Source organism: Pseudobacter ginsenosidimutans, from assembly GCF_007970185.1.
GTDB lineage: Bacteria > Bacteroidota > Bacteroidia > Chitinophagales > Chitinophagaceae > Pseudobacter > Pseudobacter ginsenosidimutans.
Map to the genome: position 1 here is coordinate 7,726,779 of NZ_CP042431.1, position 25,217 is coordinate 7,751,995.

A 25,217-nucleotide genomic window follows, 5' to 3' on the forward strand; every position below is an offset into this window, starting at 1 on the left:
CCAGATTGATCAATTTAAAAGCCCGCAACAGCGGAACCGGGGAGGAAACCGGCTGAACCCTCCAATAATGTCGCCGGAGTATCCAATTGTTATTCGATTGTTACCGGGGCTACCCGGGTTAAACCATTGCATGAATGCCGGTTCCAATAATGGTAAACAAAAAAATATCATACCATGAAAAAGATATTCATCCTCCTTGCCGCCTCTGTGGTTACACTGGCCGCAAATGCACAAAACATCACACAGGTTTCAAAAAAAGAAATGAAACATGAAAAACACCAGGAAAAGAAAAATGAACGCAAAGAGCTGAGAAAACTGGAAGGTACTGAAGCGAGCTATCAATCGAAGGAAGCATTCCTGGAAGCTTTCCCAAATGCAACGGATGTGAACTGGAGCAGGGACAAGTTCTACGATATTGCCAGCTTCAATCTTAACGGCATCCATCAAACGGCTTACTATGATTACAAGTCGGAGCTGGTAGGTACTGTAATTCCCAAAACCTTCAGCGATCTTCCGGCATCAGCACAAAAATGGATCGATAAAAAATATGCCGGTTATGAAAAAGGAAGAGTGATATTATTCGACGATAATGAATACAACGAAACAGACATGATGCTATATGGTCTCCAGTTCCAGGATGAAGACAATTACTTCATCGAACTGCAGAAAGGTACAAGCGATATTGTACTACAGGTAACACCGGAAGGAAACGTGTTCTATTTCACTGAAGTGAAATAAAAAAACAAAATTCTAAAATTCTGTAAAATGAAAAAGCTCATCATCATAATGCTGGCTGTGCTTGTTACAACTGCAGCTTCAGCAATGCCCGTAGCCCGCATCAGTGGCGGCCATCATGGAGGATGGCACAGACCTCCCAGAACAGTGATCGTTGGCGGAGGCTGGTACAGCCCGTGGTATGGCCCCTGGGATTCTATGGCTACCCCTGGTATCCAACTGCTCCCACTCCGCCCAGCAGGCTGGACCTGCAGCTTTCCACCATCAGGGTCAACTATGGAGATAAGATCAAATCAGTAAGAATGGATAAAGACCTGACCAGACAGGCCAGAAGGGAAAAGATCAAAGACCTGAAAACTCAACGTGAACATGCGATCATCGATGCGAAGAAGAGTTTTTATAAGTACTGATTGATCAGATAAAGAGAAAAGCAGGCATCAGAATGACGCCTGCTTTTCTCTTTTTTGCTTTTCATTGCTATCGCTGGTAATGATAATCTACCACAATACCATCGATGCTTAGTTTATTGCCGTCAACCGTTTGCTTCCTTCCTGATGGAACGCAGATGATCACTGCTGATTGCGTTGCAGGAATTTTTATAGATGCAGAACCTGAAACATTCCGTTTGATAAAGCTGGCCGTTACTGTATTGTACAGATCGAAGCTTTTTCCTTTTTCCAATGGTATCGTTACTGTTTTACTTTCTCCATACGGATTGTAATAGAGATAAGAAGGATAAGCATCGGCCCTGTAGAAATCAGTGGCCAGTAAATTCAATTGCAGTATGCCATCCACATCGGTCTTACGGATGATACTGCCGAAGATGCCCACATGTGCACTGCCATATACGCTGAACTGCGATACATCGGGATTCTTTCCCGGCACCCAGTTGGGGCCATCGCCCTGCGCCACCGGCGCCTTGATGCTGGCATACTGATCAAAAGTGCTGCGTTGCACGATCCCTTCATAACCGATCACGCCTTTGGTGATCTCCCTCCTGTTGTACAAGGTCTGGTGTTCAGCAGGCATATGATCAGGGTAGAAGAGTTTTGCGGCATTGGCGGCATGCAGCATCCATTTGCCGATGGCATTGGCCCGGCTCTGATCATAACGAACCATGGGCACCAGCGGCCAGGCGGCATCGTAGGTGTTCATCAGGAACCCATAACCTCCATGGTCAACCGTACTTCCCATGATGCCTGAAATGTCCATGCCATTCCAGGTACCCACCAGTATGCCCCAGCCTTCACGGCATTTGGGCGTGCCATCGAAACTCCAGCGGATCATTTTTTCCAGATCGAATTGTTCTCCCATCTCTGCATTCATACGTGCCGCCATATAAGCCCCGAAAGGCATCAGCACTTCATAAGTGGGATTGGCAGGTTGTGATTGCAGCGCCTTCAGTGCACTTTTTGCTGCTTTCAGATATTTCTCATCCCCGAATTTTTTCCAGGCGGCATACAGAACGTATGCATGACCTGCCGCCGCATCGGGTTGCGGACAGATATGCGATGTAACGGGTTTCAATTTCGCATAATCGAAAAAAGAATAATTGTAGTTTCCATTGAGTACAGAGTCTGCCTGGTAAAATTTATCGGCAATGCTGCGCGCAAGGGTATCAAAACCCGGCGCATGCGGATATTTTTCGTTGATGGCATAGAACAATACATTCGGGTATACATCATACCACCAGTCGCGGCCATAGCCGCCGCCCAGCATCGCTACTTCCGGACAGGTATTGTTCATCATGATATTCCAGCCGGTTTCCCGGTTGAAATAATTCCTGAGCATGCCCACATAATCCAGATTGTCCTGGTTGGCTTTGTTGATACCAACCAAAGTGCCGCCCAGTACGCCTCCCATGGTGGCGAGCGCTTCATGGAACATGCCTTTGTTATTGTTCCTTCCCTGGCGGGCATCCCCCATGGCAGTATACAATCCAACTACATCCTGTGCAAAATTCTTCCTGCTGCTGTCGATCCATACCAATGGCCAGAACTCGCCCTGGGCATTGAAATCATACACAGTGCTATCAAATTGAAGTGCCAGTTGTTCATAATCGATAATGTTCAGCGGCTGCGGAATGGCGGACATGGAATCCACTCTTGCAATATTTTTCTGTTCCACCGGTTTGCCGCCATTATCCGAGCAACCGCTTATGTATAAACCTGCCAATAAGAACCAAAGAGAATGTTTCATACTTACCAGAAATTGTACGGATTAAATTTATAAAGTATGCACCGGATCCAATACAGGTGCGGTGATTTTGTCTTCTTCATGTCCATCGTTCAGTGCCTTGCTTTCTTTGATGATGCGTTTGGACACCCAGATGGAACTCAATTGCAGCACGGCAATGATGATGATGGCGTAACGCAGCGCCACTTCCGTTGAATACCCATAAGCCAGCAGCAGGAAAGTGCCTGCTCCCAGGAACCGGCCAACATACAGTCCTGCTTCATGATTGAGGATATACGCAAACTCGCTTCTCTTCTCGATCCTCGACAAAACATCTATCACATTGAACTGGATGGGGAAATAAGCAAGGTCCATCAACGGCTTCGCCAGCAACAGGAACATCATGAAGATGATCACGCCGGTGGCATTGAAAAGTATGCCATTGGCCAGAGCAGCCAGAGCAAAGAATATCAATCCTGCTGCAAAAATCTTCACGCGATGCTGCGGCCCCGTCATTCTGCCGATCACGTACATCATCACTGCAGCAATAACAGCGCCGATGGATTGCGCGGTGCCCAGTGCCCCCTCCTTACCGAGCAGTCGCATGATCAGCATGGCAGGAGCTGTTACCAGAAAACCCTGTGCCAGTCCTTTCAGCAAAGCCAGGAAAAGCAGTCTGTACCAGAGCGGATGGAATTTGAAATAGATGAATTTCTTCTGCACGGGATTGGTGAAGTTTCCCCGGAAGCAGACGATGGACGCGATCACCGTGATCACAAATACGAATCCGGTAATGATCAGGTATGCGCGTTGCACTTTTTCGGCCGCGCCCTGTGATTCAATGAACCAGCCAATGGCTACGGGAATGATCACCGCAATGATGGTATAGAAAAAAGTCTCCACACCATAATAATAGTTGCGGTTACCGTCGTTGGTGATGGCCAGTGCCAGGTAATCACGATTGGCCCAGTAGAATCCGAAACTCATGCCCATAATGATTCCCGCCACGCCGATGCCGGTGAGATCGAGCTCTTTGAGGCTCATCATCACCACCATGCTCACGGCACTCAACATCATTCCGATGGAATAGAGTTTACGGATATTGAAATATTTCAGCAGGTAACCATTCAGTAAGAAAGTGAGCGGAATACCTGTGTAGATGGTCAACTGGTAGATCACCACTTTGGTGGGATCATTGGAATTGCGCATCACATAAGCCGCTACAAAGATATCGATCACGGGCAGCACGATCGCATACACCAGGTTGGTAAGGATCAGTATCCTGAAATTGTGCGGCTGACTATTGAAATGCGCTATTTCGTTTTTCAGTTTATTGAGCATGCACTTACTTTAATAGTGATACAATCTCATGTATTGAAAAGTCGGCCGCACAAACGAATTCGTCTGCTGCGCCGTAGTAGACCGTAATGGTATCGCCATCATCCTTCACCAGATGGCCGTTGGTGAATACAACATGACCGAAGAATCCGCTTAACTCATAAGAAGCAGTGGGAACCATAATTGGTTCTTCTGTACGCGCGATCACACGCGTGGGATCTTCAAGGTCCAGTAAGAATGCGCCCAAACAATACTGATGCTTTTCATTGGCGCCATGATAGATCTCCAGCCAGCCCTTTTCTGTTTTGATGGGAGCCGCTCCTGCCCCCACTCTTGCGCTGTCCCACATACCTGGCCGCGCTTTCACGATACAGCGGTGATCGCCCCAGTGAAGGCCATCGGGAGAAGAAGCGATCCAGATATAATTGCCGCCAATATCCACGCTGCTCGGACGATGCAGCATGTAGAACTTACCGTTGATCCGCTCTTCAAAAATGGCAACGTCTTTGTTATGCGGTGGCAGGATCATGCCATGCGATTTGAAATGCTTCCAGTCGGTAGTGGTGCGGAGACCAACTCCAACCCCGTTCTCACTCACAGCAGTAAACGTCAGGTAGTATCTTCCATCGAGCATGGTTACCCGGCAATCTTCGATCCCGAATGCCTGTAAGATGCCTTCACCGATCAGTTTGGGGTAATGCTCAGGCTCGTAAAAATTGATACCATCTTCACTGCACACCAGTCTCAGGTGACTGAGTGTAGTAAGATAATCGGTCCCTTTGTAGTTGATCACGCGGGCATCGGAAGCATCCAGCTCAGGATCATTTTTAGGAATTTCCATAATGCGAATGCCCGTTTCCGTTAGAATAGGAAAAGAGATGATCCCTTCCTGCTGCTGCGGCCTTTCTGCCACGCGCACGATCAGCCAGGTTTTGTTATTGTATTTGAACACGCCCGGATTCAGCAGGCAGGCCACTTCCAGGCCAGGATGACTGGGCGGGATATCGCCGGGTACCAATAATGGATTCTGAGGGAAACGTTTTGCCAGATCTTTCATACACTTGGGTTGTTCCGGCAGTTGCGGGAAGCAACTGCCGGACATTGGTTACTGATCGACTGATTAATAATCATTTTGGGTGATGGTGCCGCCTGCCCTGTCTATCTCACTCTGCGGAATGGGATACAGATAATGTTTGTCCTGAAAATTCCTGCCCATTGCGTTGAGTACATCTTTGGCAATTTTCCATCTTTTCAGATCATTGAAACGCTGGTTCTCAAATCCAAGCTCCACGCGTCTTTCATGACGCAACCAGGTATTGATCTGTGCTTTATCCGTAACAGCTTCGCTGCGTGCAGGCAATGTTCCTGCGGGAATAACAGAACCATCAGCGGTAACAGTGGTTCTTGCGCGTTCGCGTATCCTGTTGATGATCTTGATCGCTTCGAGCGGATTAGTGCTCTCGTTATAAGCTTCCGCTTTCCATAGCAATACATCTGCAAACCTGATATATAACTTGTTATTAGGCGCATCTTCATTGCCCTTATTGGTATTATCCAAAGTGCCTAATAATTTGTAGGGAGCTTGTTGGGCTACATTCACTGTGTATAGTTTGCGGGGATCGTTCGCTTCAAATTCATTCAGGAAATTGGTAGTTGGAGCAATGAATCCCCATCCGATAAGTGCTGTAAAGCCATTACCATTCCTGGGTAATTGTCCTGTTTTGTGATCGAATGCAAAGATCACTTCCTTATCTGCATACTCTTTGGTTTGATCGAAACTGTCGAAATAATTATCGTTCAGATCATAGAAACCAAGTGTTTCCAGGTCATTCACCAGTGTAATTACATCGCTCCATTTTTGATTGTACAGCGCTACTTTAGCCTGCAGAGCAATTACTGCACCTTTGGATACGCGCCATTTATCATTATTGTCGGAGAATTTGGTTGCAGGCAAATAGTCTCTTGCTTCTGTAAGGTCTGTACTGATTTGCTTCCACACTTCTTCTACCGGCGCTCTCTTAGCCAGTTCATAGGCTTGTTCAAAATTCTCCAGGGGTTGGGTAAGGAGAGGCACAGCTCCATAATTATTCACCAGGTCAAAATAATAAAAGGCGCGCAGGAAGAGCACTTCAGCCAGCCAGCGTTTGCGTGTAACTTCGTCCAGTCCTACTTTTCCGGGAATCTCGGGATCTTTGAGATAGGCAATGGCCTGGTTGACGCGTGCAATGCCTTCATAGTTGATCAGCCATTGACCGATAAAGGCCGGCCCCTCAGGCGTAAAACTAAAATTGGCCACTTCATCCATCCAGGCCTGGTCTCCATCCAGGTTGTATTTCCGCTGCATATCGCCGGCAGCAATATCCTGTAATATGAAATCGTTGCGCACTACCAGTCCCCTGTTCCAGGCCCAGTTACCGATCACGTTCAATCGAGTGCTGAGCAGCTGGTAACTGAAATTCACCGCAGAGCTGAGTGTACCGATCTTTGGATCGAAATCAACCTGCTCTGGCGTGATCCTTCCCACAGGATCTTCATACAAATATTTCTTACAACCGATACTGCCGGTGAGTAACAAAGAAGCAGCGATAATATGAATAGGTTTCATGATGTTCGATTTTAGCACTGATTAGAAATTGATGTTTACACCAAAGAGAATGGCCCTTGAAAGCGGATAGGTTCCCATGTCCAGCATATCTGTGGATTCAGGATCGAGGCCGGTGTAATCGGTGATGGTAAATACATTCTGAGCAGAAACATACACTCTCAGGTTCTGGATCCCGGGCGCCATTCTTTTCAAAACATTTTTGAATGAATAGCCCAGTTCGATGTTCTTGAGACGCAGGTAGGAGGCATCTTCCACGAAAATGCTGCTGACCCTGCTGCTGCCATTGTCCTTTGTGGTAGCAATAGGAATGGAATTGCTGGTTCCCTCTCCATGCCATGAACCCAGTGTGCGGGTACTATGGTTGAATGGACGTGTATCGTAATCAGTGATCTTCTTAAGGTCATTGTATTTATCTACATCCTGAACGCCCTGGAAGAGAATGTTCAGATCGAAGCCTTTGTAGCTACCGGTAAGGGTCAGGCCATAAGTATATTTCGGATTCGGATTGCCGATGAAAGTTCGGTCGGAGCTATTGATCACGCCATCATTGTTCCTGTCCTCAAATTTGATATAACCCGGAAGCGGTTTGATATTACCAGGTGTATTGGGAAGATGTTTATCGATCTCCGCCTGGTTCTGATAGATACCGATCATATTGTAACCGTAGAAAGCACCAAGAGGCTGGCCGACGGTAGTTCTGTAAACATCACCCGCAATGATCGGCATGTTGGCATGCAGATGGTCTACATTGTTTTTGATGGTGGCAAAGTTGGCATTGATGCCGTATTTGAATTCGCCGGTAGTGTTCCTGTAACCGAGCGCAATTTCAAAACCTTTATTGCTTACATCGCCTGCATTCACACTGGTAGCTTCCAATGTACCATAGATCTCCGGCAGGGAAAGCGGCAGCAGGATATCGGAAGTTTTCTTCACGAAATAGTCTATACTCAATGTCAGCTTGTTCCTCAGTAAAGCGAGGTCTGCACCGATATTGGTTTGCGTGGTGGTTTCCCATTTAAGATCGGGATTACCCATCCTGATCAGCCTGTACCGGCCTTCCTGTAATGTGAACAAGGTCTTATACACATAGTAAGGAAGTTCCTGATTACCCAATGATCCAACGCTGGCGCGTAAGCGCAGATCATCCAGCCAGCTGATATCACGCATGAAATTCTCTTCGCTGATGCGCCAACCAACCGACATGGAAGGGAAATATCCCCATCTTTTGTTTTCACCAAAATTGGAGGAAGCATCTGCCCTGAAATTGGCCGTCAGCATATATTTGGAGTCGTAGGTATACGTGGCCGTTCCGAAGAAAGAGAAGAGGCCGAGATCACTTCCGGAACCGCCGTTCCAAACATCAGTTTGTGCATTTCCGTAATCCAGGTACTGGAAATTAGGCGTTTCATAATCGAACCTGTTCCTGGAACCACCGGTATTGGCCGTTTTCCAGGTGATATACTCAGTACCAGCAAGTGCACTGATCTGGTGCTTGTTGATCCGTTTTGAATAATTGAGAGTATTGGTCCAGGTGAAATTCATTTCCTCCCCCCTGTCGTCAGTCAGGGCATTAGGGCGATTCTTCCTACCCATACCCGGGAAGTTTGCATTGTTCTCATCATCGCCAAAATTCGGATAGAAGGCTTTGTTATGGGTATAGTTAATGTCAACACCCAGGTTGGTGCGGAACTTCAATTCTTTTTCACGGAGGAAAGCGTACTCTCCATAAATATTTCCGAAGGTCTTGAACCGGGTCCTTACATCATTGGTAAAATAAGCGAGGGCAACAGGGTTGCTGGTCCACTCATACTTATTGGCCTGAAAATCTGTTGGGCTTTTGTAGAAGGGAAGATCAGTGAATGGATCTTCTTTAGACCAGGTTGGATCGGAAGGATCTTTGTAAACCGGGATCACTGGCGGACGCAGCATTGCATGGCGGATGATGCCCGGAGCATCTCCTTTTGAAGAGAGCTTATCCTGGGTGGAATGCATCAGTTGCAGGTTGGTGCCTACCGCCAGCCTGTCGGTAACATTCACATTGAGATTGGAGCGTACGCTGATCCTTTTGTACTGATCACGATCATACACTACAATACCATCCTGTTTGTAATAAGCGCCACTTAGAAGGTACTGTACTTTATCTGTACCTCCGCTCAATGTCAACTGAAGATTCTGGGATTTCCCGGTTTCGAAAGTTTCTTTCAGCCAGTCAGTGTTAGCGAGGTCCGTCCTGTTCTTATCAGCAGTATAGGGATTGTTTCCGCCTGCATTATCAGGATTATTGTTCCAGGTTTCTTCCAGCTTATCCATGTACTGCTGTGTATTCAGCATTTTGGGAAGATTGGCAGCCTGCTGTATGCCGGTGAAATAATTAACATCCACCACTGTTTTTCCTTTTCTTCCGCTCTTGGTGGTGATGAGCACCACGCCGGCAGATCCGCGCGAACCATACATGGCCGCTGCAGACGCATCTTTCAGCACTGTCATGCTCTGAATGTCGGCCGGATTGAGGAAAGTGATATCACGGGAAGGAACGCCATCCACTACAAAAAGCGGGTTATTGTTACCGATAGTTCCTTCTCCGCGGATGCGGATACTGATCTCATCACCAGGAGCGCCCGTACTCTGGGTCACCTGCACACCGGCTACTTGTCCCTGCAGCACCTGTGCTACATCGGGTACACGTCTGGCTTCAGCATCGGCCATATTCACAGTGGCCACGGCGCCGGTTACTGTTTTCCTGCGTTGTGTATTATAGCCAACAACAATCACTTCTCCCAGGCCATCTTCAGATGATTGCAGGGAAATGAGCAATACAGTTTGTCCGTTGATGGCCATTTCCTGTTTTTTGTAACCAACATAAGTGATCTCCAATATTCCATTGGATGGGGCGGTAATAGAAAAACTCCCCAGAGAATCTGTGCTGGTGGAAGCTGTTCCACCTTTTACGCTCACCGTGGCGCCCTCCAGGGGAACACCAGCGGCGGATTGCACTTTTCCGGAAATTCTGGTAGGAGTCTGAGCCATGCCTGTAAGAACACAGGCCATGAGAAAGAGAAGTGTAAAAAGCGATTTCATTCCTTTATTAATAAGGTGAAACCGGGAACTGCCTGTTCGCATTAGATTTTTTTTCATATAGCAGTGGGTTACTGTTTGCAAAAACAAATCGTTAGCATTTGTGATGCTAAAAGTAGTTCAGCCATCCCGCAAACCTGTGTACTATAGTCTCAAATCCCTGTACTATAGTAACAATTCACAGGCGATAATGCAGTACCAGCCTGCATTATGGTTGTGCAGACTGCTGAAGCCTGTATTCATTGGGCGCACATTGGTAACGCTTCCTGAACTCCCTGTAGAAATAGGATTGATTGTTGAAACCGGTCCGGTAAAAGATTTCGGACACGGTAAGTTGGGTGGAAACCAGCATATGGGCAGCATGTTTCAGCCGGATATGTTTGATGAACTCCGCCGGCGTCATATTGGTCATGGTCTTCAATTTCCGGTAGAGCTGCATTTTACTCATGGCAAGTTCTTTTTCCAGCACGGAGGCATTGAGCTCTACATCGTCCAGGTGATTCTCGATGATGCCCACCAGCGAACTGATGAATTCCTTATCGGCATCCGGCAGATCGGATTTGCTCAGATCGATCTGGCTATTGCTGTTGAAAATCTCGTTGAGTTTCTCGCGGTACTCCAGGAGTTTCCGGATGCGCACCTGCAGGTATTTTACATGAAAAGGTTTTGCAATGTATTCATCGGCCCCGGACTCATATCCTTCAATACTATGATCGATGCTGCCGCGGGCAGACAACATCACGAAAGGGATCTGGCAGGTGGCAGGCGCATTCTTCACCCGGTTGCAGAGCTCCAGCCCGTCCATATCAGGCATCATCACATCACTGATGATACAATCGGGAGTCACCTGCTGCATCAGGTCAAGCGCTTCACGGCCATTGCCGGCTTCATAGATAACATACTGGTCTTTTAAGATATCATTCAGGAGGTAGCGGATGCCGGGCTCATCTTCCACTACTAATATGGAGTATCTTTTTTCATCTTTGATCTCTTCGATGATCGCGCGCTTGTTGATCTCTTCGGTATTCACCTGGTTGATGTCTTCATTCCATTTGGTAACGGAACGATAGAGATAGGATGGCTTTTCGGAAGTACTGCGCTCCTGGTCGCCTGCAGGCTCCGTCATCAGCAATGGCAACTGCACATGGAAGATGATACGGTCTCCATCCAGGCGGGCATCGATGCTGCCATTCAGCATGGTCACCAGTTGTTTGGTGAAGGCCAGCCCGATGCCGGTGCCGAATTTTTCCACGCGCGATCCACCGGGCGCCACATAGAACTGGTTGAAGAGCTTATCCAGCTGGTCAGCTTCGATCACACAGCCGGTATTGGACACTTCGATATTCAGCAGGTCTGTATGGGTTTCCCGCGATGCGCGTACCAGGATGGTAGTACCGCGTGCCGAATGTTTGAATGCATTGGAGAGAAGATTGAAGATGATCTTCTCGAGTTTGTCTTTATCAACCCATGCCGTGATCCCATCTTCAATCTCGCGAACATACTGTTTGCCCTCCTGTTCACTGAGCGGAAGAAAAGGATCGGTGAGATACATGAGCAGTTCCCGGAGGTCCAGGAAGCTGAACTGGTTATTGCTGAAACCGGCTTCCGCCTTGCGGAAATCCAGCAACTGTTGCACCAGGTAGGTGAGCCGCGAAGCCTGTTGGTGGATCAGCGGTGTATAATGTGGATTGTTTTCCTGTTGTATCCTTTCGGCCGATCCCATGATGAGTGTGAGCGGGGTCTGCAATTCATGTGCGATATTGGTGAAGAAACCAAGTTGCTGCTGGTGCAGTTCTTCTTCCTTCACACGCATCAGGTGCTCCACTGCCAGCTGGTTGCGGATCTCCTGCCGGTTCCTTCGATAGCGGTAGATCATGTATCCGATGAACGAAAGCAAAATGGCATAGGCCAGCAAGGCAGGCCAGCGCAGCCAGAAATATTGCTGAACGGTGAGCTGGAACAATAAGGTCTCTGTAGTCCAGGTCCCTTCCCCGTTCGACCATTTTATTTTCAATGTATAATCGCCAGGCAGGATATTGCTGTACACGATCTTGCCATTAGTGCCGGAAGTATGCCAGGCTTTATCGTATCCTTCCAGGAACCAGGCGTATTCGCATTTTTCGGCGTTGAGAAAACTGAGCGCCTTCACATTGAACTCAAAAAAACCATCCTTCCTTTCCAGCGTATAGGCCGTTGCGTTAGTCTCGCCGGGTTTCAGCACGCGGAAAGCGCCTGCTGCAATATTATCGCCGCCCATGATCCTGCCGGAAAGCAGGAGCTCCGGCAACCAATCCGTATTGCGGATGCGCGAAGGCAGGAAATAATTGAACCCATAAATGCCGCCCATGAAAATATAGCCGGCAGGATCTTTCCAGATGGCGCCATCACTGAATTCATTGCTCTGTAATCCATCCATCTGCTGATAATAGGAAACAGAAGAAGTGGCAGCATCTACCCGCGCAAGGCCCTTGTTGGTGCTCACCCAGATCTGTCCGCCTGCATCTTCACCGATGGCATGGATGGTATTATTCGGCAATCCGTTCGCAGTGGTGAATTTATGGAAAACAGGATTCTCGTTTTTCACGTCTGAAGCATTCATCCAGTTGAGTCCATAGCTGGTGCCCACCCAGATGCGATCCTTACTATCATAGTACACGGCAATCACATCGTTATTGGATAAGCTTCCATCATAGGTGAATGCTTTGAAGGTTTTGAACTTACCGGTATGTTTATCCAGTACACTCAGTCCACCATACCTGCAGGCGATCCAGATATACTGATCATTGCCGGCGGCTAGTGAATAGATGATATCGTTCGCCGGACCTGCATTGCTGTTGGTGAAAATGAATTTCTCCAGGAAGCTCAGTTGCAGCCTGCCTTCAGGGCTTTGCTGAATTTTACAATGCACGATGCCATAGCTGCTGGTGCCCAGCCAGAGTGAACTGTCTTTGTCCGGAAGGATCGCATATACGGACCCGAATTCAGGGTAACGGTCGTGTCCTTCGATCTCCTGCCAGTGATAGAATTTTTTCCTGACGGGGTCATATACGCCGATGCCTTTTCCGTCTGTTCCGATATACACCAGGTGATCAGGGCCGCGCCTGATCGCAAACACGGCATTGTTATCGAGCTGGGCCGGGGCACTGAAATAAGTTCTTTGTTCATTGGCGCCATTCGATAACCAGAAATTATCGAAAGAGATGATACCACTTCCCTTTGTGCCCACCCAGAGATCACCATTCACTTCGGAGAATGCACGCACGGGCCTGTTGCTGGCCATGCGCTCATTGGAAGTGGCGATGTTTCCAAAGGGTTTTGTTTGCGGAAAGATCTTCATGATACCATTGCCATCGGTACCTGCCCATAGGATCTCTTCTGTGCCGGGCTTCCAGGCTGTTACCCGCAACTGCTGCAAGCGGCTGACCTGGTCCGTCAGGAAATCTGAAGGACGGAAACCTTGATCATAAACACCCACACCCCTGGAGGTCCAGGCAACGAGATAGTGTTGCTGATAAAATGTGATGGCCGCAATACCTGCCGGCAGATCGGCAACAGGACTGGCTTTGCCGTTGTTAGTATCGAGCTCGCGCAGCAGGTTCAGCGTATTGGTGAAGAAGAAACGATTGCCGCTGATGAAAAAGTTATTGATTGCCGTTATATCCTGTATCGTCTGCTGGTGCACGAAAGCACTTTCTTTTTTTATGTACACTTCCAGCGACCCTGTATTATTAAGGATACAAAGACGGTTATGAGGATCGAAAGCGATCTTCTGCACGCGCGATGGGTGACGCGGCACGGGACAAACGAAAAAACTGTCTGCTGCTGCATCGTATCGGGTAAGGCCGGATTTCTGCGTCAAACAATAAACATTACCCGCCGTATCCACAGCAAGTTCAAACTCCTGCTCGCTGATCCGGCTTCGGTGGTTCTGCCCGTAAAAATAATTGGTGAACCTGCCGGAATTCTTATCGTACCTGGACACACCTTCGATGGTACTGATCCAGATATTCTTCTCCCTGTCTTCCGCAATATGCTTTATCACATTGTTGCCAATGCTTCGCGGATCATTTTCCTTACTATAATTGAACACATGGAAGGCGCTGCCATCGTACATGTTCAAACCATCCCAGGTAGCGATCCAGAGCAGGTTATCGCTGTCTTTGAATACATCATTGATGGCGCTGTTGGAAAGACCGCTGCGATTGTCGAGATACTGCAGGAAGAATTGCCCGGGTGCCTGTGCTGAAACGGTCTGTACAAAACATAGCAGTCCTGTCAAGAACAATGCCTGGGCTTTGAATGAGGATCTTATGGCGCGCAATACATTCAGCATAGCAGGGCTGGATGGGGTGAAGAATCCGGATTGCTACAGCGAATGTAATTTTTTTAACCCAAAGGCGCCTTATGCACCCAGGAATTTACCGGTAAGAGAATGCTCTGCATGCACAATATCCTTCGGTCTTCCTTCAAACACCACTTCACCTCCCCTTCTTCCTCCTTCCGGCCCCAAATCGATGATCCAGTCTGCATTCCGGATCACATCCACATTGTGTTCGATCACAATCACCGTATTGCCGCCATCCACCAGGCTATCGATGATGCGGAGCAAATGCCCCACATCAGACATATGCAATCCGGTGGTTGGCTCATCCAGCACATACACACTGCCCTGCTTATGCAACTCACCAGCCAGTTTGATACGTTGACATTCACCACCCGACAGCGTACTCAAGGGCTGACCCAGGGTAAGATAATCAAGCCCCACATCATGAATGGCCTTTAGTCTTTTCTTCAATTCCTTTTTTTCAAAAAAATGGAGAGCCTGGTAAACGGTCATTTCCAGCACATCGGTAATGGAGCTGCCGTTGAGTTTGTAGTTCAGTACTTCTGTACTGAAACGTTTGCCGCTACAGGTTTCGCAGGGAGAACGTATTGCTTCCATGAATGCGAGGTCTGTATAGATGAATCCAAGACCGCTGCAATCCGGACAGGCGCCTTTGGAATTGTAGCTGAACAAAGATGGACTTACATTATTCGCTTTGGCAAACAATCTCCTGATCTCATCCATGATCCCTGTGTAAGTTGCGGGGTTCGACCTGATATTGGTGCTCACGGCAGACTGATCAATGCTGATGGCTTCCGGCAACCTCTCCAGCAATTCACCATTGATGAGCGAGCTCTTACCCGAGCCCGCCACACCGGTGATCACAGTGAAAATGCCTGTTGGAATTTGTACAGTTATATTCTTCAGATTATGACGATTGGCATTCTGCAGGGTAATATGCCCATTCGCTTCGCGATACTTCATTTTCAGTGGCAGGTTACGGTTCATGTATTTGGCGGTGAGTGTACCGGATTGAAGCAACCCTTCAAAATTTCCTTCGTATACTATTTCACCGCCGCGTGTTCCTGCATGCGGGCCCACGTCTATGATATGATCAGCAGTTCTGATCACTTCAGGATCATGCTCCACTACAATCAGGGTATTGCCTTTATCGCAGAGCTTGCGCAGCATTTCATTCAAACGGTGTACATCGCGCGGATGCAGACCAATACTGGGCTCATCGAAAATGTAAATGGTTTCAGTAAGACTGCTTCCCAGATGACGCACCATCTTGATCCGCTGCGATTCTCCTCCGCTCAGCGAGGAAGTTTCGCGGTTGAGGCTGAGGTATTCCAATCCTATATCGATCATATGCTGTAACCTGTCTGCAATGGCAGGGACCAGCGTTGCAGCCGTGGGATCATCGATGGCCCGGATATTTTCAATAAGCTCACTGATCTCCATCGCTGCCAGCTCTGCAATGTTCCTTCCATTGATGCGGCAGTTCAATGCCGCCTGGTTCAAACGCGTACCATTACAGGCATCGCAGTGCGCATAGTTCATGTATTGTTCGAGGCTGGAGATGGTGGACTCTGCCAGGGAACTGGTATCTCTCTTTATGTACAATCGATTGAACTTCTCAATCACACCTTCAGGTTCCTTTCCGAATAATAGCAGCTCCCATTCTTTCTCTGTATAGTTTTCCAGTTTTTTATCCAGATCGAATAAACCCGATTGCGCCCAGGATTTCCAGTACCAGCTGTCCACCGCAAATGCAGGGAATGTAATGCCGCCTTCATTCAACGATAAAGATCTGTTGAACAGTTTCTCCCTGTTGGCTTCCACTTTTCTTCCCAGTCCATTGCAGACCGGGCACATGCCTGCCGGATCGTTGAAGGAAAACGCATTTGAATAACCTGCATGTGGCTTACCAACCCTTGAATACAGCAAGCGGATCAATGAATAGATATCGGTGATGGTGCCTACGGTAGAACGTGAATTCCCTCCCAGCCTTTGCTGATTGATGATGATAGCTGTTGAGATATTCTCGATGGCATCGGCTTCCGGTTTTTTTGCACGCGGAAGGAAATTCTGTACAAATGTGGTGAAGGTTTCATTCAACTGCCTTTGGGCTTCTGCGCCAATGGTCTCGAAGGCAATACTTGATTTGCCGGAGCCTGATACACCTGTAAGAACGGTAATACAATTTCGCGGGATGCGCAGGGAAACGTTTTTAAGATTGTTTTCCCTTGCACCCCGGATCTCGATGAACGGGTATTGCATAAGTATATTTTTTATGAAAGGACGGAGCAGGCAAATTGCTGCTCATGGAAAATGGCAATCACTTTTTCTGATACATCCGCTGTTGATACAATGCGAAAGATCCTGTCGCAGTCATCCAGGTCGAAATTGAGAACGCAGTCGGGGAAAGCCGCGCGCAGCAACAGTTCCATCTTTCTTGCATCTGTATGATGCATCACGTTTGTTTTGAATACTTCCACCATGTTCAGGATTTTTACAAATTTGCGCCCATCACAAAAAATCGAAGCTTCAACATCGGATTTTTGACCCGCAGAAAAGGATTTTTAACGATTGCTTTGATACCGTCCGCGTATTTTGTGGTACCTTGTTCGCCCATTTCCCGATAACAGTTATGAGCAACAGCAATCTGAACACATGGTTGTTTCCACCGAACAATCAGGAATGTTTCTTTGTGGATGAACACGGCCATTCCAGCCGTGTAATGTTGTATGAAGAAGCCCTTCCCGGATCCACCATCTTCTTTGCCCAGGCTGAACAGAAAGCGCCTGTACGAATGAAAGAGTTGCAGGAGAAACCACAACTCAGCATCTACTTCTCACTGGAAGGCGACACCGGCGCAGAATCTGCCAATGATCTGTTTATGTTGAAAGGACAACAACACCTGATCGGCTACAAACCACATTTTGATGGTTACTATTTATTGAACAGCCCGGTGGTAAAGAATTTCGGCGTGATCATGGAAGAATCTTTTTTCGACCGGCTTTACATCGATGACCTGGATGTATTGAAAAGATTCTGGGAAAAAGTGCATGCAGGACAGGATGCGGAGATCATGCCATCGGGAATGCCGCTTACGCCAAGGCAATTGTCGTTGATCCATGAAATAGCGAATTGTCCGTTTACCGGTCAGATGCGGCAGGTATACCTGGAGTCCAAGATCATCGAGCTGTTTCTCTTCCAGGCATCGCAGGCAGAAAGCCTGAGGGGTAATAAGACAGAAGGATTTTCGAAACAGGATATCGACAAACTGCATGCCGCCAAAGCATTCATCCGGCAACATATGTTTGAACCGCTGAGCATGCAACAGATCTCGCGGGTAAGCGGGTTGAATGAATTCAAATTGAAGAAAGGATTCAGGGAATTATTCGGCACCACCACTTTCGGTTACCTGAACGAATTGAAAATGACCTATGCCCGCCAACTGATCCTCAACAGTCAGTGCAGTATCCTGGAAGCCGCTTACAGTGTGGGTTATGGTGAACCCTATAGTTTCACCAGGGCCTTTCGCAAATATTTCGGTTACCTGCCCAGCGAACTGAAGAAATAATATTATCCATTCGTTAAATTCCTGCCGCTGTTCATTTAATTGAAGCAGGCTGTTATCTTTAGTTTCAATTATCAATCGAAACAATATGGATACCAGGAGGGAATTTCTGAAGAATGCCGGACTGATTGCAGGCGGCACCGGCTTATTGCAATTCATGCCAGCTTCCATTGCCCGCGCACTCGCCATCGACCCCGCACCCGGCAGCACTTACCTCGATGCAGAACATATCGTATTCCTGATGCAGGAGAATCGTTCCTTCGATCATGCATACGGTACACTGCAGGGTGTACGCGGATTCAATGATCCCCGCGCCATTCAATTGCCCAACCAAAACCTGGTTTGGTTGCAGACAGATAAAAATGGAAAAACATACTGTCCGTTTCACCTCGATATAAAAGATACCAAAGCCACCTGGATGAGCGCACTGCCACATTCCTGGTCAAACCAGGTGGATGTGCGCAATGATGGCATGTATGATAGATGGCTTCACGCCAAACCCAGTGGCAGAAGGGAATACAGGGATATGCCCCTCACACTCGGCTATCATACACGCGAAGATCTTCCCTTCTATTACGCCATGGCAGATGCATTCACCGTCTGCGATCATAATTTCTGTTCATCGCTTACCGGCACTACCCCCAACCGCCTCTATTTCTGGAGCGGCACCATCCGGGAAAAAGCAGATCCCAATGTGATCGCAAGGGTTTGGAATGGCGATGCGGATTATGGGAACGAAGTAAGCTGGAAAACATTTCCTGAGCGGCTGGAAGAAAACGATATCAGCTGGAGAGTTTACCAGAATGAGCTCAGCGTCTATGTTGGCCTCCAGGGAGAAGAAGAATCATGGCTCGCTAATTTCACAGATAACTCACTTGAATTTTTCACGCAGTACAATGTATGGTATCATCCACCTTATATCGATAGCCTGCCAGAAGCCATCAAAAGAACAGCCGACAGTATTCAACAACTGGAGCAGAAGATCGCTGCCATGCCTGCTAACAGTGAAGATACCACGAAAACAAAAAGAACACTTGCCAGGCAGCAGCGGTACCTCCAACAATGCGAAGAACACAGGGGAAAATATATAAAAGCCGGATTCGACAAACTAACACCATTCGAAAAAAACATACACTTCAAGGCATTCACCACCAATAGCGGGGATCCCGACTATCACTCACTTTCCGATCTTACTTATCAGGACGGAGATACAACACGCACGATGAAAGCGCCCAAGGGCGACGTTCTGCACCAGTTCAGAAAAGATGTGGAAGATGGTAAGCTGCCAACCGTTTCCTGGTTAGTGGCGCCTGAAAATTTTTCCGATCACCCCGGCGCCGCCTGGTTCGGTGTTTGGTATATCAGCGAAGTGCTGGACATACTCACCAAAAATCCTGAAGTGTGGAAGAAGACCATCTTTGTACTTACCTACGATGAGAACGATGGCTATTTCGATCACCTGCCACCGTTCGTAGCGCCGCATCCTGCCAAAAAAGATTCAGGCAAAGTTTCTGAGGGTATCGATACTGCTGTGGAATATGTTGCCAATAAAGAACAGCAATCCTCAGATGCTGATGATATGCGCGAAAGCCCTATCGGCCTTGGTTACAGGGTTCCGATGGTGATTGCTTCACCCTGGAGCCGCGGCGGTTACGTGAATTCTGAAGTATTCGACCATACATCATCGTTACAATTCCTTGAACATTTCCTCAGTCATAAAACGAAAAAGGAGATCAGGGAAACCAATATCACCGAATGGAGAAGAGTGGTTTGCGGAAATCTTACCTCTGCCTTCAGACCCTGGAAAGGAGAAAAAATTGAATTGCCAAAATTCATTGAACGCGATCCCTTCATCGAAGGCATCCACAAGGCACAGTTCAAAAAACTTCCCGATAATTTCAAAGCGCTGACAGAAGAAGAGATCAATGCTATCAATAGGGATCCCTTCAAAGCCGCATATATGGCAAGACAGGAGCCTGGTACCCGTTCTGCCTGCAGCCTGCCTTACTTTATGACCACCACTGCCATTTCGGATAAGGATAGCAATACGCTTCTCCTGATGCTGCACACCGCACACCTGGGATCACGCCCCTATGGCGGCACTCCTTTTACCGTGTATGCCTGGAACCTGAAGAACAGGGAAGTGAAATGCCGCTCCTATGCAGTGAAAGCAGGCGAGGCAATCAAAGATACCTGGAACCTGGATGAATTTGAAAACGGACAATACCATCTCCGTGTGTATGGCCCGAATGGTTTCTACCGCGAACACAAGGGCAGTGCAAAAGATCCTTCATTACAGATCGATATGGGTTATGAAAGATCGGGAAAAAAACATACACCCACCGGGAATATCAATCTGACATTCGAGAATTTCGCTACGGAAAAAATGGAATTGCTGATCACAGACAATGTTTACAGGTCAGCGCCACAAACCATCATCCTCAAACCCGGAAAGCATATCGTAACGATCGATACACAAAAGAATTTCCATTGGTACGATCTCTCCATAACAGTAATAAATGCACCGGATTTTTCGCTTAGACTTGCTGGTCATGCCGAGTCGGAAAAGCCTACCAAAACCGATCCTTTCATGGGGCAGGTTGTATAAAACTTACTTAGAGGGTGGTCAGCAACTGACCACCCTACGATAATCGTCATCATAATCCTTCCCTTATCGCCATCTCTACAGGCGAATATTCATATCCGTTATCTTCAGCTTCCAGCACCAATCCCTTTCGCAACAACAAAGGCGGTTGCGCCATAAACCTCGGCACAGTGCCATGATGCGGCTGCGCGGCATGTACCAAAAACGGATGGCACAAATACACCGTACCCGTCATCCCTGTAGCCAGGGCCTCTTTCCGCTGCGGCAGCTGCGGGATCTTAGCGGCCAGTTCCATAAAAGACAATCCAGCTTCTCCATAAGGTTGTAACACCCCAGCAACATCCTTATGAGAACCCACTCGGATACGTGTAGGCGCATCCTGCTCACCCACATCCGAAAAAAGAAATAACATCAGCAATCCTCTTCCCTTCGAAAACATATTGATCCGCCAGCTCAGAATATTATTGGGATCTCCCTCGCCAGCAAAGCTGGCATCCACATGCCATCCCGTATCATTTGGCATTTCACGGGAAGGAAACCGCAACACCATCGATCCCATATTCCTGCACGGAATCCAGTTGCCGGCGCCCAACAACTGATCGAATGCTTTCAACAACAAAGGGGTATTGGCCGCCTCTACAAAAGGCTCCAGCGTATAATAGCCCAGCCGCACCACAGGCTGTTTCCAACTTGTGGGATCATCGGGATCCATTCCTGTTTCCTTCCAGAGAATATCCCGCACATCAGTGGCAAGCGAAGCGGGAAATGCGTTATCGATACAAATGAAACCTTCTTTGATAAAATCATTTATCTGTTCAGGAGATAATTGCTGCTCCATAAAAAAAGTATTTGGTAAGAAAATGAGAATACATGCGCTTGCAGATCAGGCGCTCAATCAGTGGAGTAAACGAAGATTATAACATGGGAGTCATTCTCATTACACGAATATAAGCACAAAAGATGGAAATCCGGCTGGCAACGAAATTGCAATCATTCAGGAAAAAATAGACTATGAAAAAATATACATACCTCGCGGTACTGTTCTTACTGGCTATATCTTTTTCCTCCTGCGAAGTGATCGGTGGTATTTTCAAAGCCGGTGTATGGACAGGCATTATCGCCGTTGTACTGGTAGTTGCATTGATCATCTGGCTGATCAGCAGGGCCACCAAAAAATAAGAACAAAAGAGGCTTTCACACCGGGAAAGCCTCTTTTGTGCAAACATTGCCGCAAATCATATCTTGAAAAAGATCTTCTTCTTATACAACCACCAGCAAAGCCACCAGTATCCAAAGAGCGTTACCAGCGCTGTAAGCAACTGCGCCCACTGTTCTGGTAATACCAAACCAAACAAAGGCATCGTAAATACGGCTACGGCCTTATTGATCCAGGTATAACCCATGATCTCGAAAAGTATATAAATGAACAATGAATTCATGCCCACTACCACTGCAATCCAGGCGTACTTATTCCATCCCCCGATATCGGTGATACGATAACAAACAGCCGTCATCAGTATCACCAGACCGCCCGATGCCAGTACAAAGGAAGAAGTACAGATCCTTTTGATGATGGGAGAAATACCGGTCAGGTCCAGCCCGAATCCGATAGCCGTAGCAAGCGCTCCCGCCAGCAGCAGCCATTTCATTTTTTCATTTTCCGTTTTATTGCTGATCAGCAGTTTGCCGGTGCAGCAACCCCAGATGGTATGCGCCGCTGTTGGAATGAAATTGATGGCTACCCACCCATCGGAATTGGTCTTTCCCATCAATACCAGGTCCATCCAGGTGCCAAAGTTCCGGTGTTCGGTGAAAGGCTGATCATATCCGGGGATATTACTGTACCTGTAAGCAAGTTCAGTAATTATAAGCAGTATAACGGATACCAGTACCTGAAATTTAGCTGAACGCTGAATGATCAGGTAGGCGATCAGTGTGGTGACGGATAATTGCGCCAGCACATTCCAGAGTTCCCATACAGGTTTCTCCGACAGTACGGAATAGATGGCCAGGGCCCAGAACAGCAGCCAGACACAACGTTTGAGGATATGCGGCCATTGCTGTTTCCAGCTTTGCCCTTTTTCTTTTTTCCTTGAAAATGCAATGTACATCGCCGCTCCGGCCATGAACATGAAGGCAGGCTGCACCAGATCCCAGAACCGGAGGCCGTGCCAGGGATGATGGAAAAACTGTTGGGTGATGGCATCCATTGCGGAGCCATCGGTGATCGTATGTAAGCTGGTGTATACCGCGGCGCTTTCCGCGGCCAGCAATATCATGATGATGCCGCGCATCACATCCAGGCTAAGCAATCTTCCGTTCAAAGTATTCAGGGCTTTTGGTTATTCAGACATATCCAGGAAAAATGAAGGGGAACCGGTATCAGGCATTGTACCTACAGGTCCGCTCCAGTCGCTCTTGGTGAGCACCGCGCCGATCTTTACTCCTTTATTCATGAGTCCTTTGATCTTGGAACGGACAAGCCTTCCTTCCACTTTCAGCAGCCCGCCACTTTCCTGCACAAATCCCACTTTGTAAAATTCAGTAATGGACTGTTGATCGAAAGTGAATGAGTTCTGTGCGCCCTTGTGATAAAATACATCGAACCAGTCGATCATCGGAATTCCTTCTATCAAAACATCATTTCCTGCTCCGGCAAATAGCCAGGTGATGAGACCGGTGCCGGAATTATTATCGGAATCAAGATAAAAGTCCCAGATATCACCGGCAGCGATAGTGGTGGCCATTTCAAAATAGAAATAGATATAGTTGCCATCGTAATCGTATTTACCTTTCCTGAATACACCTCCAGCGGGACCGGAGGTGATGGAATTCACAGCAACAGTATCCCAGTCGCTGAACGAATTATCATCCAGTTTCACCGCAGAGCTTTTTGAAATACGCAATACAGTGGATGCTTCATAAGTACCGCCATTCTGCATGGTCACATACAAAGTAGGAACATATTTGCCTTTGCCTGCGTAAGTATGAGTGGGATTCTCTTCTGTGGAGCTGGCGCCATCGCCGAATTCCCACTTGAAACTTTTAACTCCTTCGGTTTTATTGGTGAACTCCACGGTGTAAGCATCTATGTTGATCTCGAACACCACATCAGGTGCAGGATCGCTGTCCTTGCTGCAGGCGCCCAGCCCTAACAGGAGCGTTGCTGCCAGCAGGAAATTTTTTATATCGAATTTAGCATTGTTCATGACTGATGATTTGGGATGATTGAATGAATCGCATATCCGTCAACCTTAAGGGTTCTGTTCACAAAGTTTGTTGCTCTGGATCTCATCGATAGGAATATAGTAAATGATCCTGTTGCTGTTCCAGTTTGTGACCAGGTTATTGTAACCTGCCGGTTGTGTGGCCAGGTTGATATCGGTTTCTTTCAACCCGCGCAGGTGGTAGCCCCAGTAAGTGCGGTTGAGGTTCCGCTTGTTGCGGTACACATCATATACACGATGTCCCTCAAATGCCAGTTCGATCCTTCGTTCTTTTAACACTACATCCAATGCAGTTCTGCCGGCGGGCAGCGTTCTGTTGTAGAGCGAAGCCTGCAGGCCACGGTTCTTGCGGATCTCATCCACATCATCCAGCGCATCGTTGTTGAGGTTCTTTTTGGCCTTCGCTTCTGCGCGGTTCAGGTACACTTCAGACAATCTGAACATGATAGGCGAACTAAGGGTTGGGCTTCCACCCTGTCCGCTGAACTTGCTGATATAGTAGGTCTCGATACCATTCTTCAGAGCAACACCTCCACTGCCATTGTCGAGTTTCACGATGTATTTCCAGCGTACATCTTCAGGATGTTCAGACATGGTATCGCGCAGCGCTTTTGAAGCAAACTCTTCGCCCCAGCCGGAGTTGCCATCGGAAAAGATCATACTGGCGATCGATCCGAATTTCAATTTATCGTCCACCTGTGTATGTGCGATGCAGAAAATGGTTTCAGAACCACCCATTGCATTGGCGAACAGGGTTTGAAAAGTAGTGGCATTGGTGAGCGTGAATCGGGGAGAATTGATCACCATATCGGCATATTCGATGGTCTTATCTTCATCATCCATATACAGGTAAGCCCTGGAGAGCAGCGCCCATGCTGCTTCGCGGGAAGCGTACTGTACGCCGCGCGATTGCCCCATCAGATCAGCCGCTTTCTTTGCATCATCTATGATACTCGCATATACTTCTGCAACAGTGGCTCTTGCTTTCTGAGCCGGGTCTCCAACCGAAGTACGGAGAATGATGCCCGGAGCGGAAGGATCATGTGAAAAAGGTTTTGCATACAATCGCACGAGGTTGAAATGGCAAAATGCACGCAGAAAATAACATTCGCCGATCAATTGCTGTGTAGCGGCATCAGGACTGGCCATTTTCGATGCAGCTTCGATCACCGTATTGGAATTGTTGATGATCTTATAATTGATATACCAGAAATAGCGCGTATTGGTCTGCGTGGGTGTATGATCACCGGTAAAACTGAGCAGCAGCGGATCGGTGGTTACCTGTCCGCATACGATATCATCGCTGGCAAAATCGGAGAGATGATAGAACTGGCGGAGGTACATCAGTCCATCATCCGGCACTCCATTGAATTCCACATTGTCCTTGAACAATGAATAAGCTCCGTTCACGGCGTTCAGCACGCCATCGGGATTATCGGTGAGGTTTCCGGTAGTGATGGCATCCCCGGGCGTTACTTCTTTCAGGCAGCCCGTGAAAGCGATCAGGGAAACCGATACTATTATGTTGAGTAATGCTTTCATGTGAT

At 47.7% G+C, this 25,217-nt stretch carries 17 protein-coding genes; 5 read left to right on the top strand and 12 right to left on the bottom strand.

All coding sequences use genetic code 11. The annotated features are described in order from the left end of the window. Positions 1 to 174: 174 nt before the first annotated feature. Both FSB84_RS30305 and FSB84_RS30310 read left to right on the top strand, forming a co-directional pair. Positions 175 to 738 (top strand): hypothetical protein, encoded by a 564-nt coding sequence (locus FSB84_RS30305; protein WP_130543625.1) that lies wholly within the window; start codon positions 175 to 177, stop codon positions 736 to 738. Positions 739 to 860: 122 nt separating this feature from the next. Further along, positions 861 to 1,145, top strand: coding sequence for a hypothetical protein (locus FSB84_RS30310; protein WP_147122460.1), 285 nt, complete (start codon positions 861 to 863; stop codon positions 1,143 to 1,145). Between the two features lie 67 nt (positions 1,146 to 1,212). Here FSB84_RS30310 and FSB84_RS30315 read toward each other — a convergent pair whose 3' ends face one another. From FSB84_RS30315 to FSB84_RS30350, 8 genes are all read right to left on the bottom strand, one after another. After that, entirely contained in the window at positions 1,213 to 2,934 is a 1,722-nt protein-coding gene (locus FSB84_RS30315; RefSeq protein WP_207234328.1) for a hypothetical protein, read from the bottom strand. A 27-nt stretch (positions 2,935 to 2,961) separates the two neighbouring features. Then, positions 2,962 to 4,251: an MFS transporter gene (locus tag FSB84_RS30320; protein ID WP_130543623.1), complete on the bottom strand. Its 1,290-nt coding sequence runs from the start codon at positions 4,249 to 4,251 to the stop codon at positions 2,962 to 2,964. Between the two features lie 4 nt (positions 4,252 to 4,255). Continuing rightward, positions 4,256 to 5,305 (bottom strand): glycoside hydrolase family 130 protein, encoded by a 1,050-nt coding sequence (locus FSB84_RS30325; protein WP_130543622.1) that lies wholly within the window; start codon positions 5,303 to 5,305, stop codon positions 4,256 to 4,258. 63 nt (positions 5,306 to 5,368) lie between these two features. Then, positions 5,369 to 6,853 (bottom strand): RagB/SusD family nutrient uptake outer membrane protein, encoded by a 1,485-nt coding sequence (locus FSB84_RS30330; protein WP_130543621.1) that lies wholly within the window; start codon positions 6,851 to 6,853, stop codon positions 5,369 to 5,371. Between the two features lie 21 nt (positions 6,854 to 6,874). Continuing rightward, positions 6,875 to 9,988 carry a SusC/RagA family TonB-linked outer membrane protein gene (locus FSB84_RS30335; protein ID WP_207234327.1) on the bottom strand — a complete coding sequence of 1,038 codons (3,114 nt, stop codon included), beginning with the start codon at positions 9,986 to 9,988 and terminating at the stop codon, positions 6,875 to 6,877. A 148-nt stretch (positions 9,989 to 10,136) separates the two neighbouring features. Continuing rightward, positions 10,137 to 14,261, bottom strand: a complete 4,125-nt coding sequence (locus FSB84_RS30340) for a hybrid sensor histidine kinase/response regulator transcription factor (protein ID WP_130543620.1) — start codon at positions 14,259 to 14,261, stop codon at positions 10,137 to 10,139. 69 nt (positions 14,262 to 14,330) lie between these two features. Further along, a complete protein-coding gene (locus FSB84_RS30345; RefSeq protein ID WP_130543619.1) occupies positions 14,331 to 16,535 on the bottom strand; it encodes an ATP-binding cassette domain-containing protein in 2,205 nt (734 codons plus the stop codon). Between the two features lie 11 nt (positions 16,536 to 16,546). Then, positions 16,547 to 16,756, bottom strand: coding sequence for a hypothetical protein (locus FSB84_RS30350; protein WP_130543618.1), 210 nt, complete (start codon positions 16,754 to 16,756; stop codon positions 16,547 to 16,549). A 149-nt stretch (positions 16,757 to 16,905) separates the two neighbouring features. Between FSB84_RS30350 and FSB84_RS30355 the strand changes: the two genes are divergently transcribed. Then, positions 16,906 to 17,841, top strand: a complete 936-nt coding sequence (locus tag FSB84_RS30355) for a helix-turn-helix transcriptional regulator (protein ID WP_130543617.1) — start codon at positions 16,906 to 16,908, stop codon at positions 17,839 to 17,841. 85 nt (positions 17,842 to 17,926) lie between these two features. Next, positions 17,927 to 20,446 (top strand): phosphocholine-specific phospholipase C, encoded by a 2,520-nt coding sequence (locus FSB84_RS30360; protein ID WP_130543616.1) that lies wholly within the window; start codon positions 17,927 to 17,929, stop codon positions 20,444 to 20,446. Between the two features lie 49 nt (positions 20,447 to 20,495). Here the strand turns inward: FSB84_RS30360 and FSB84_RS30365 are convergent, their stop codons facing one another. Beyond that, entirely contained in the window at positions 20,496 to 21,281 is a 786-nt protein-coding gene (locus FSB84_RS30365; protein WP_130543615.1) for a phytanoyl-CoA dioxygenase family protein, read from the bottom strand. A gap of 173 nt (positions 21,282 to 21,454) precedes the next feature. On the opposite strand from FSB84_RS30365, the gene FSB84_RS30370 reads away from it, so the two are divergent. Continuing rightward, the gene (locus tag FSB84_RS30370) at positions 21,455 to 21,622 is read left to right on the top strand and encodes a phosphatidate cytidylyltransferase (protein ID WP_130543614.1); all 168 of its coding nucleotides are present in this window, start codon (positions 21,455 to 21,457) and stop codon (positions 21,620 to 21,622) included. 56 nt (positions 21,623 to 21,678) lie between these two features. On the opposite strand, the gene FSB84_RS30375 is transcribed toward FSB84_RS30370, so the two are convergent. From FSB84_RS30375 to FSB84_RS30385, 3 genes are read right to left on the bottom strand one after another with little or no spacing between them, the layout of a single operon-like run. Next, a complete protein-coding gene (locus tag FSB84_RS30375) occupies positions 21,679 to 22,767 on the bottom strand; it encodes an acyltransferase family protein (protein WP_225979932.1) in 1,089 nt (362 codons plus the stop codon). A gap of 18 nt (positions 22,768 to 22,785) precedes the next feature. Next, positions 22,786 to 23,652: a PKD domain-containing protein gene (locus tag FSB84_RS30380; protein ID WP_130543612.1), complete on the bottom strand. Its 867-nt coding sequence runs from the start codon at positions 23,650 to 23,652 to the stop codon at positions 22,786 to 22,788. Positions 23,653 to 23,697: 45 nt separating this feature from the next. Continuing rightward, positions 23,698 to 25,212, bottom strand: coding sequence for a RagB/SusD family nutrient uptake outer membrane protein (locus FSB84_RS30385; protein WP_130543611.1), 1,515 nt, complete (start codon positions 25,210 to 25,212; stop codon positions 23,698 to 23,700). Positions 25,213 to 25,217: the final 5 nt, after the last annotated feature.

Coding starts and splice junctions, on each gene's coding strand:
- FSB84_RS30305 (WP_130543625.1), top strand. CDS start 175: ATGAAAAAGATATTCATCCTCCTTGCCGCCTCTGTGGTTACACTGGCC.
- FSB84_RS30310 (WP_147122460.1), top strand. CDS start 861: ATGGCACAGACCTCCCAGAACAGTGATCGTTGGCGGAGGCTGGTACAG.
- FSB84_RS30315 (WP_207234328.1), bottom strand. CDS start 2,934: ATGAAACATTCTCTTTGGTTCTTATTGGCAGGTTTATACATAAGCGGT.
- FSB84_RS30320 (WP_130543623.1), bottom strand. CDS start 4,251: ATGCTCAATAAACTGAAAAACGAAATAGCGCATTTCAATAGTCAGCCG.
- FSB84_RS30325 (WP_130543622.1), bottom strand. CDS start 5,305: ATGAAAGATCTGGCAAAACGTTTCCCTCAGAATCCATTATTGGTACCC.
- FSB84_RS30330 (WP_130543621.1), bottom strand. CDS start 6,853: ATGAAACCTATTCATATTATCGCTGCTTCTTTGTTACTCACCGGCAGT.
- FSB84_RS30335 (WP_207234327.1), bottom strand. CDS start 9,988: ATGAAAAAAAATCTAATGCGAACAGGCAGTTCCCGGTTTCACCTTATT.
- FSB84_RS30340 (WP_130543620.1), bottom strand. CDS start 14,261: ATGCTGAATGTATTGCGCGCCATAAGATCCTCATTCAAAGCCCAGGCA.
- FSB84_RS30345 (WP_130543619.1), bottom strand. CDS start 16,535: ATGCAATACCCGTTCATCGAGATCCGGGGTGCAAGGGAAAACAATCTT.
- FSB84_RS30350 (WP_130543618.1), bottom strand. CDS start 16,756: ATGGTGGAAGTATTCAAAACAAACGTGATGCATCATACAGATGCAAGA.
- FSB84_RS30355 (WP_130543617.1), top strand. CDS start 16,906: ATGAGCAACAGCAATCTGAACACATGGTTGTTTCCACCGAACAATCAG.
- FSB84_RS30360 (WP_130543616.1), top strand. CDS start 17,927: ATGGATACCAGGAGGGAATTTCTGAAGAATGCCGGACTGATTGCAGGC.
- FSB84_RS30365 (WP_130543615.1), bottom strand. CDS start 21,281: ATGGAGCAGCAATTATCTCCTGAACAGATAAATGATTTTATCAAAGAA.
- FSB84_RS30370 (WP_130543614.1), top strand. CDS start 21,455: ATGAAAAAATATACATACCTCGCGGTACTGTTCTTACTGGCTATATCT.
- FSB84_RS30380 (WP_130543612.1), bottom strand. CDS start 23,652: ATGAACAATGCTAAATTCGATATAAAAAATTTCCTGCTGGCAGCAACG.
- FSB84_RS30385 (WP_130543611.1), bottom strand. CDS start 25,212: ATGAAAGCATTACTCAACATAATAGTATCGGTTTCCCTGATCGCTTTC.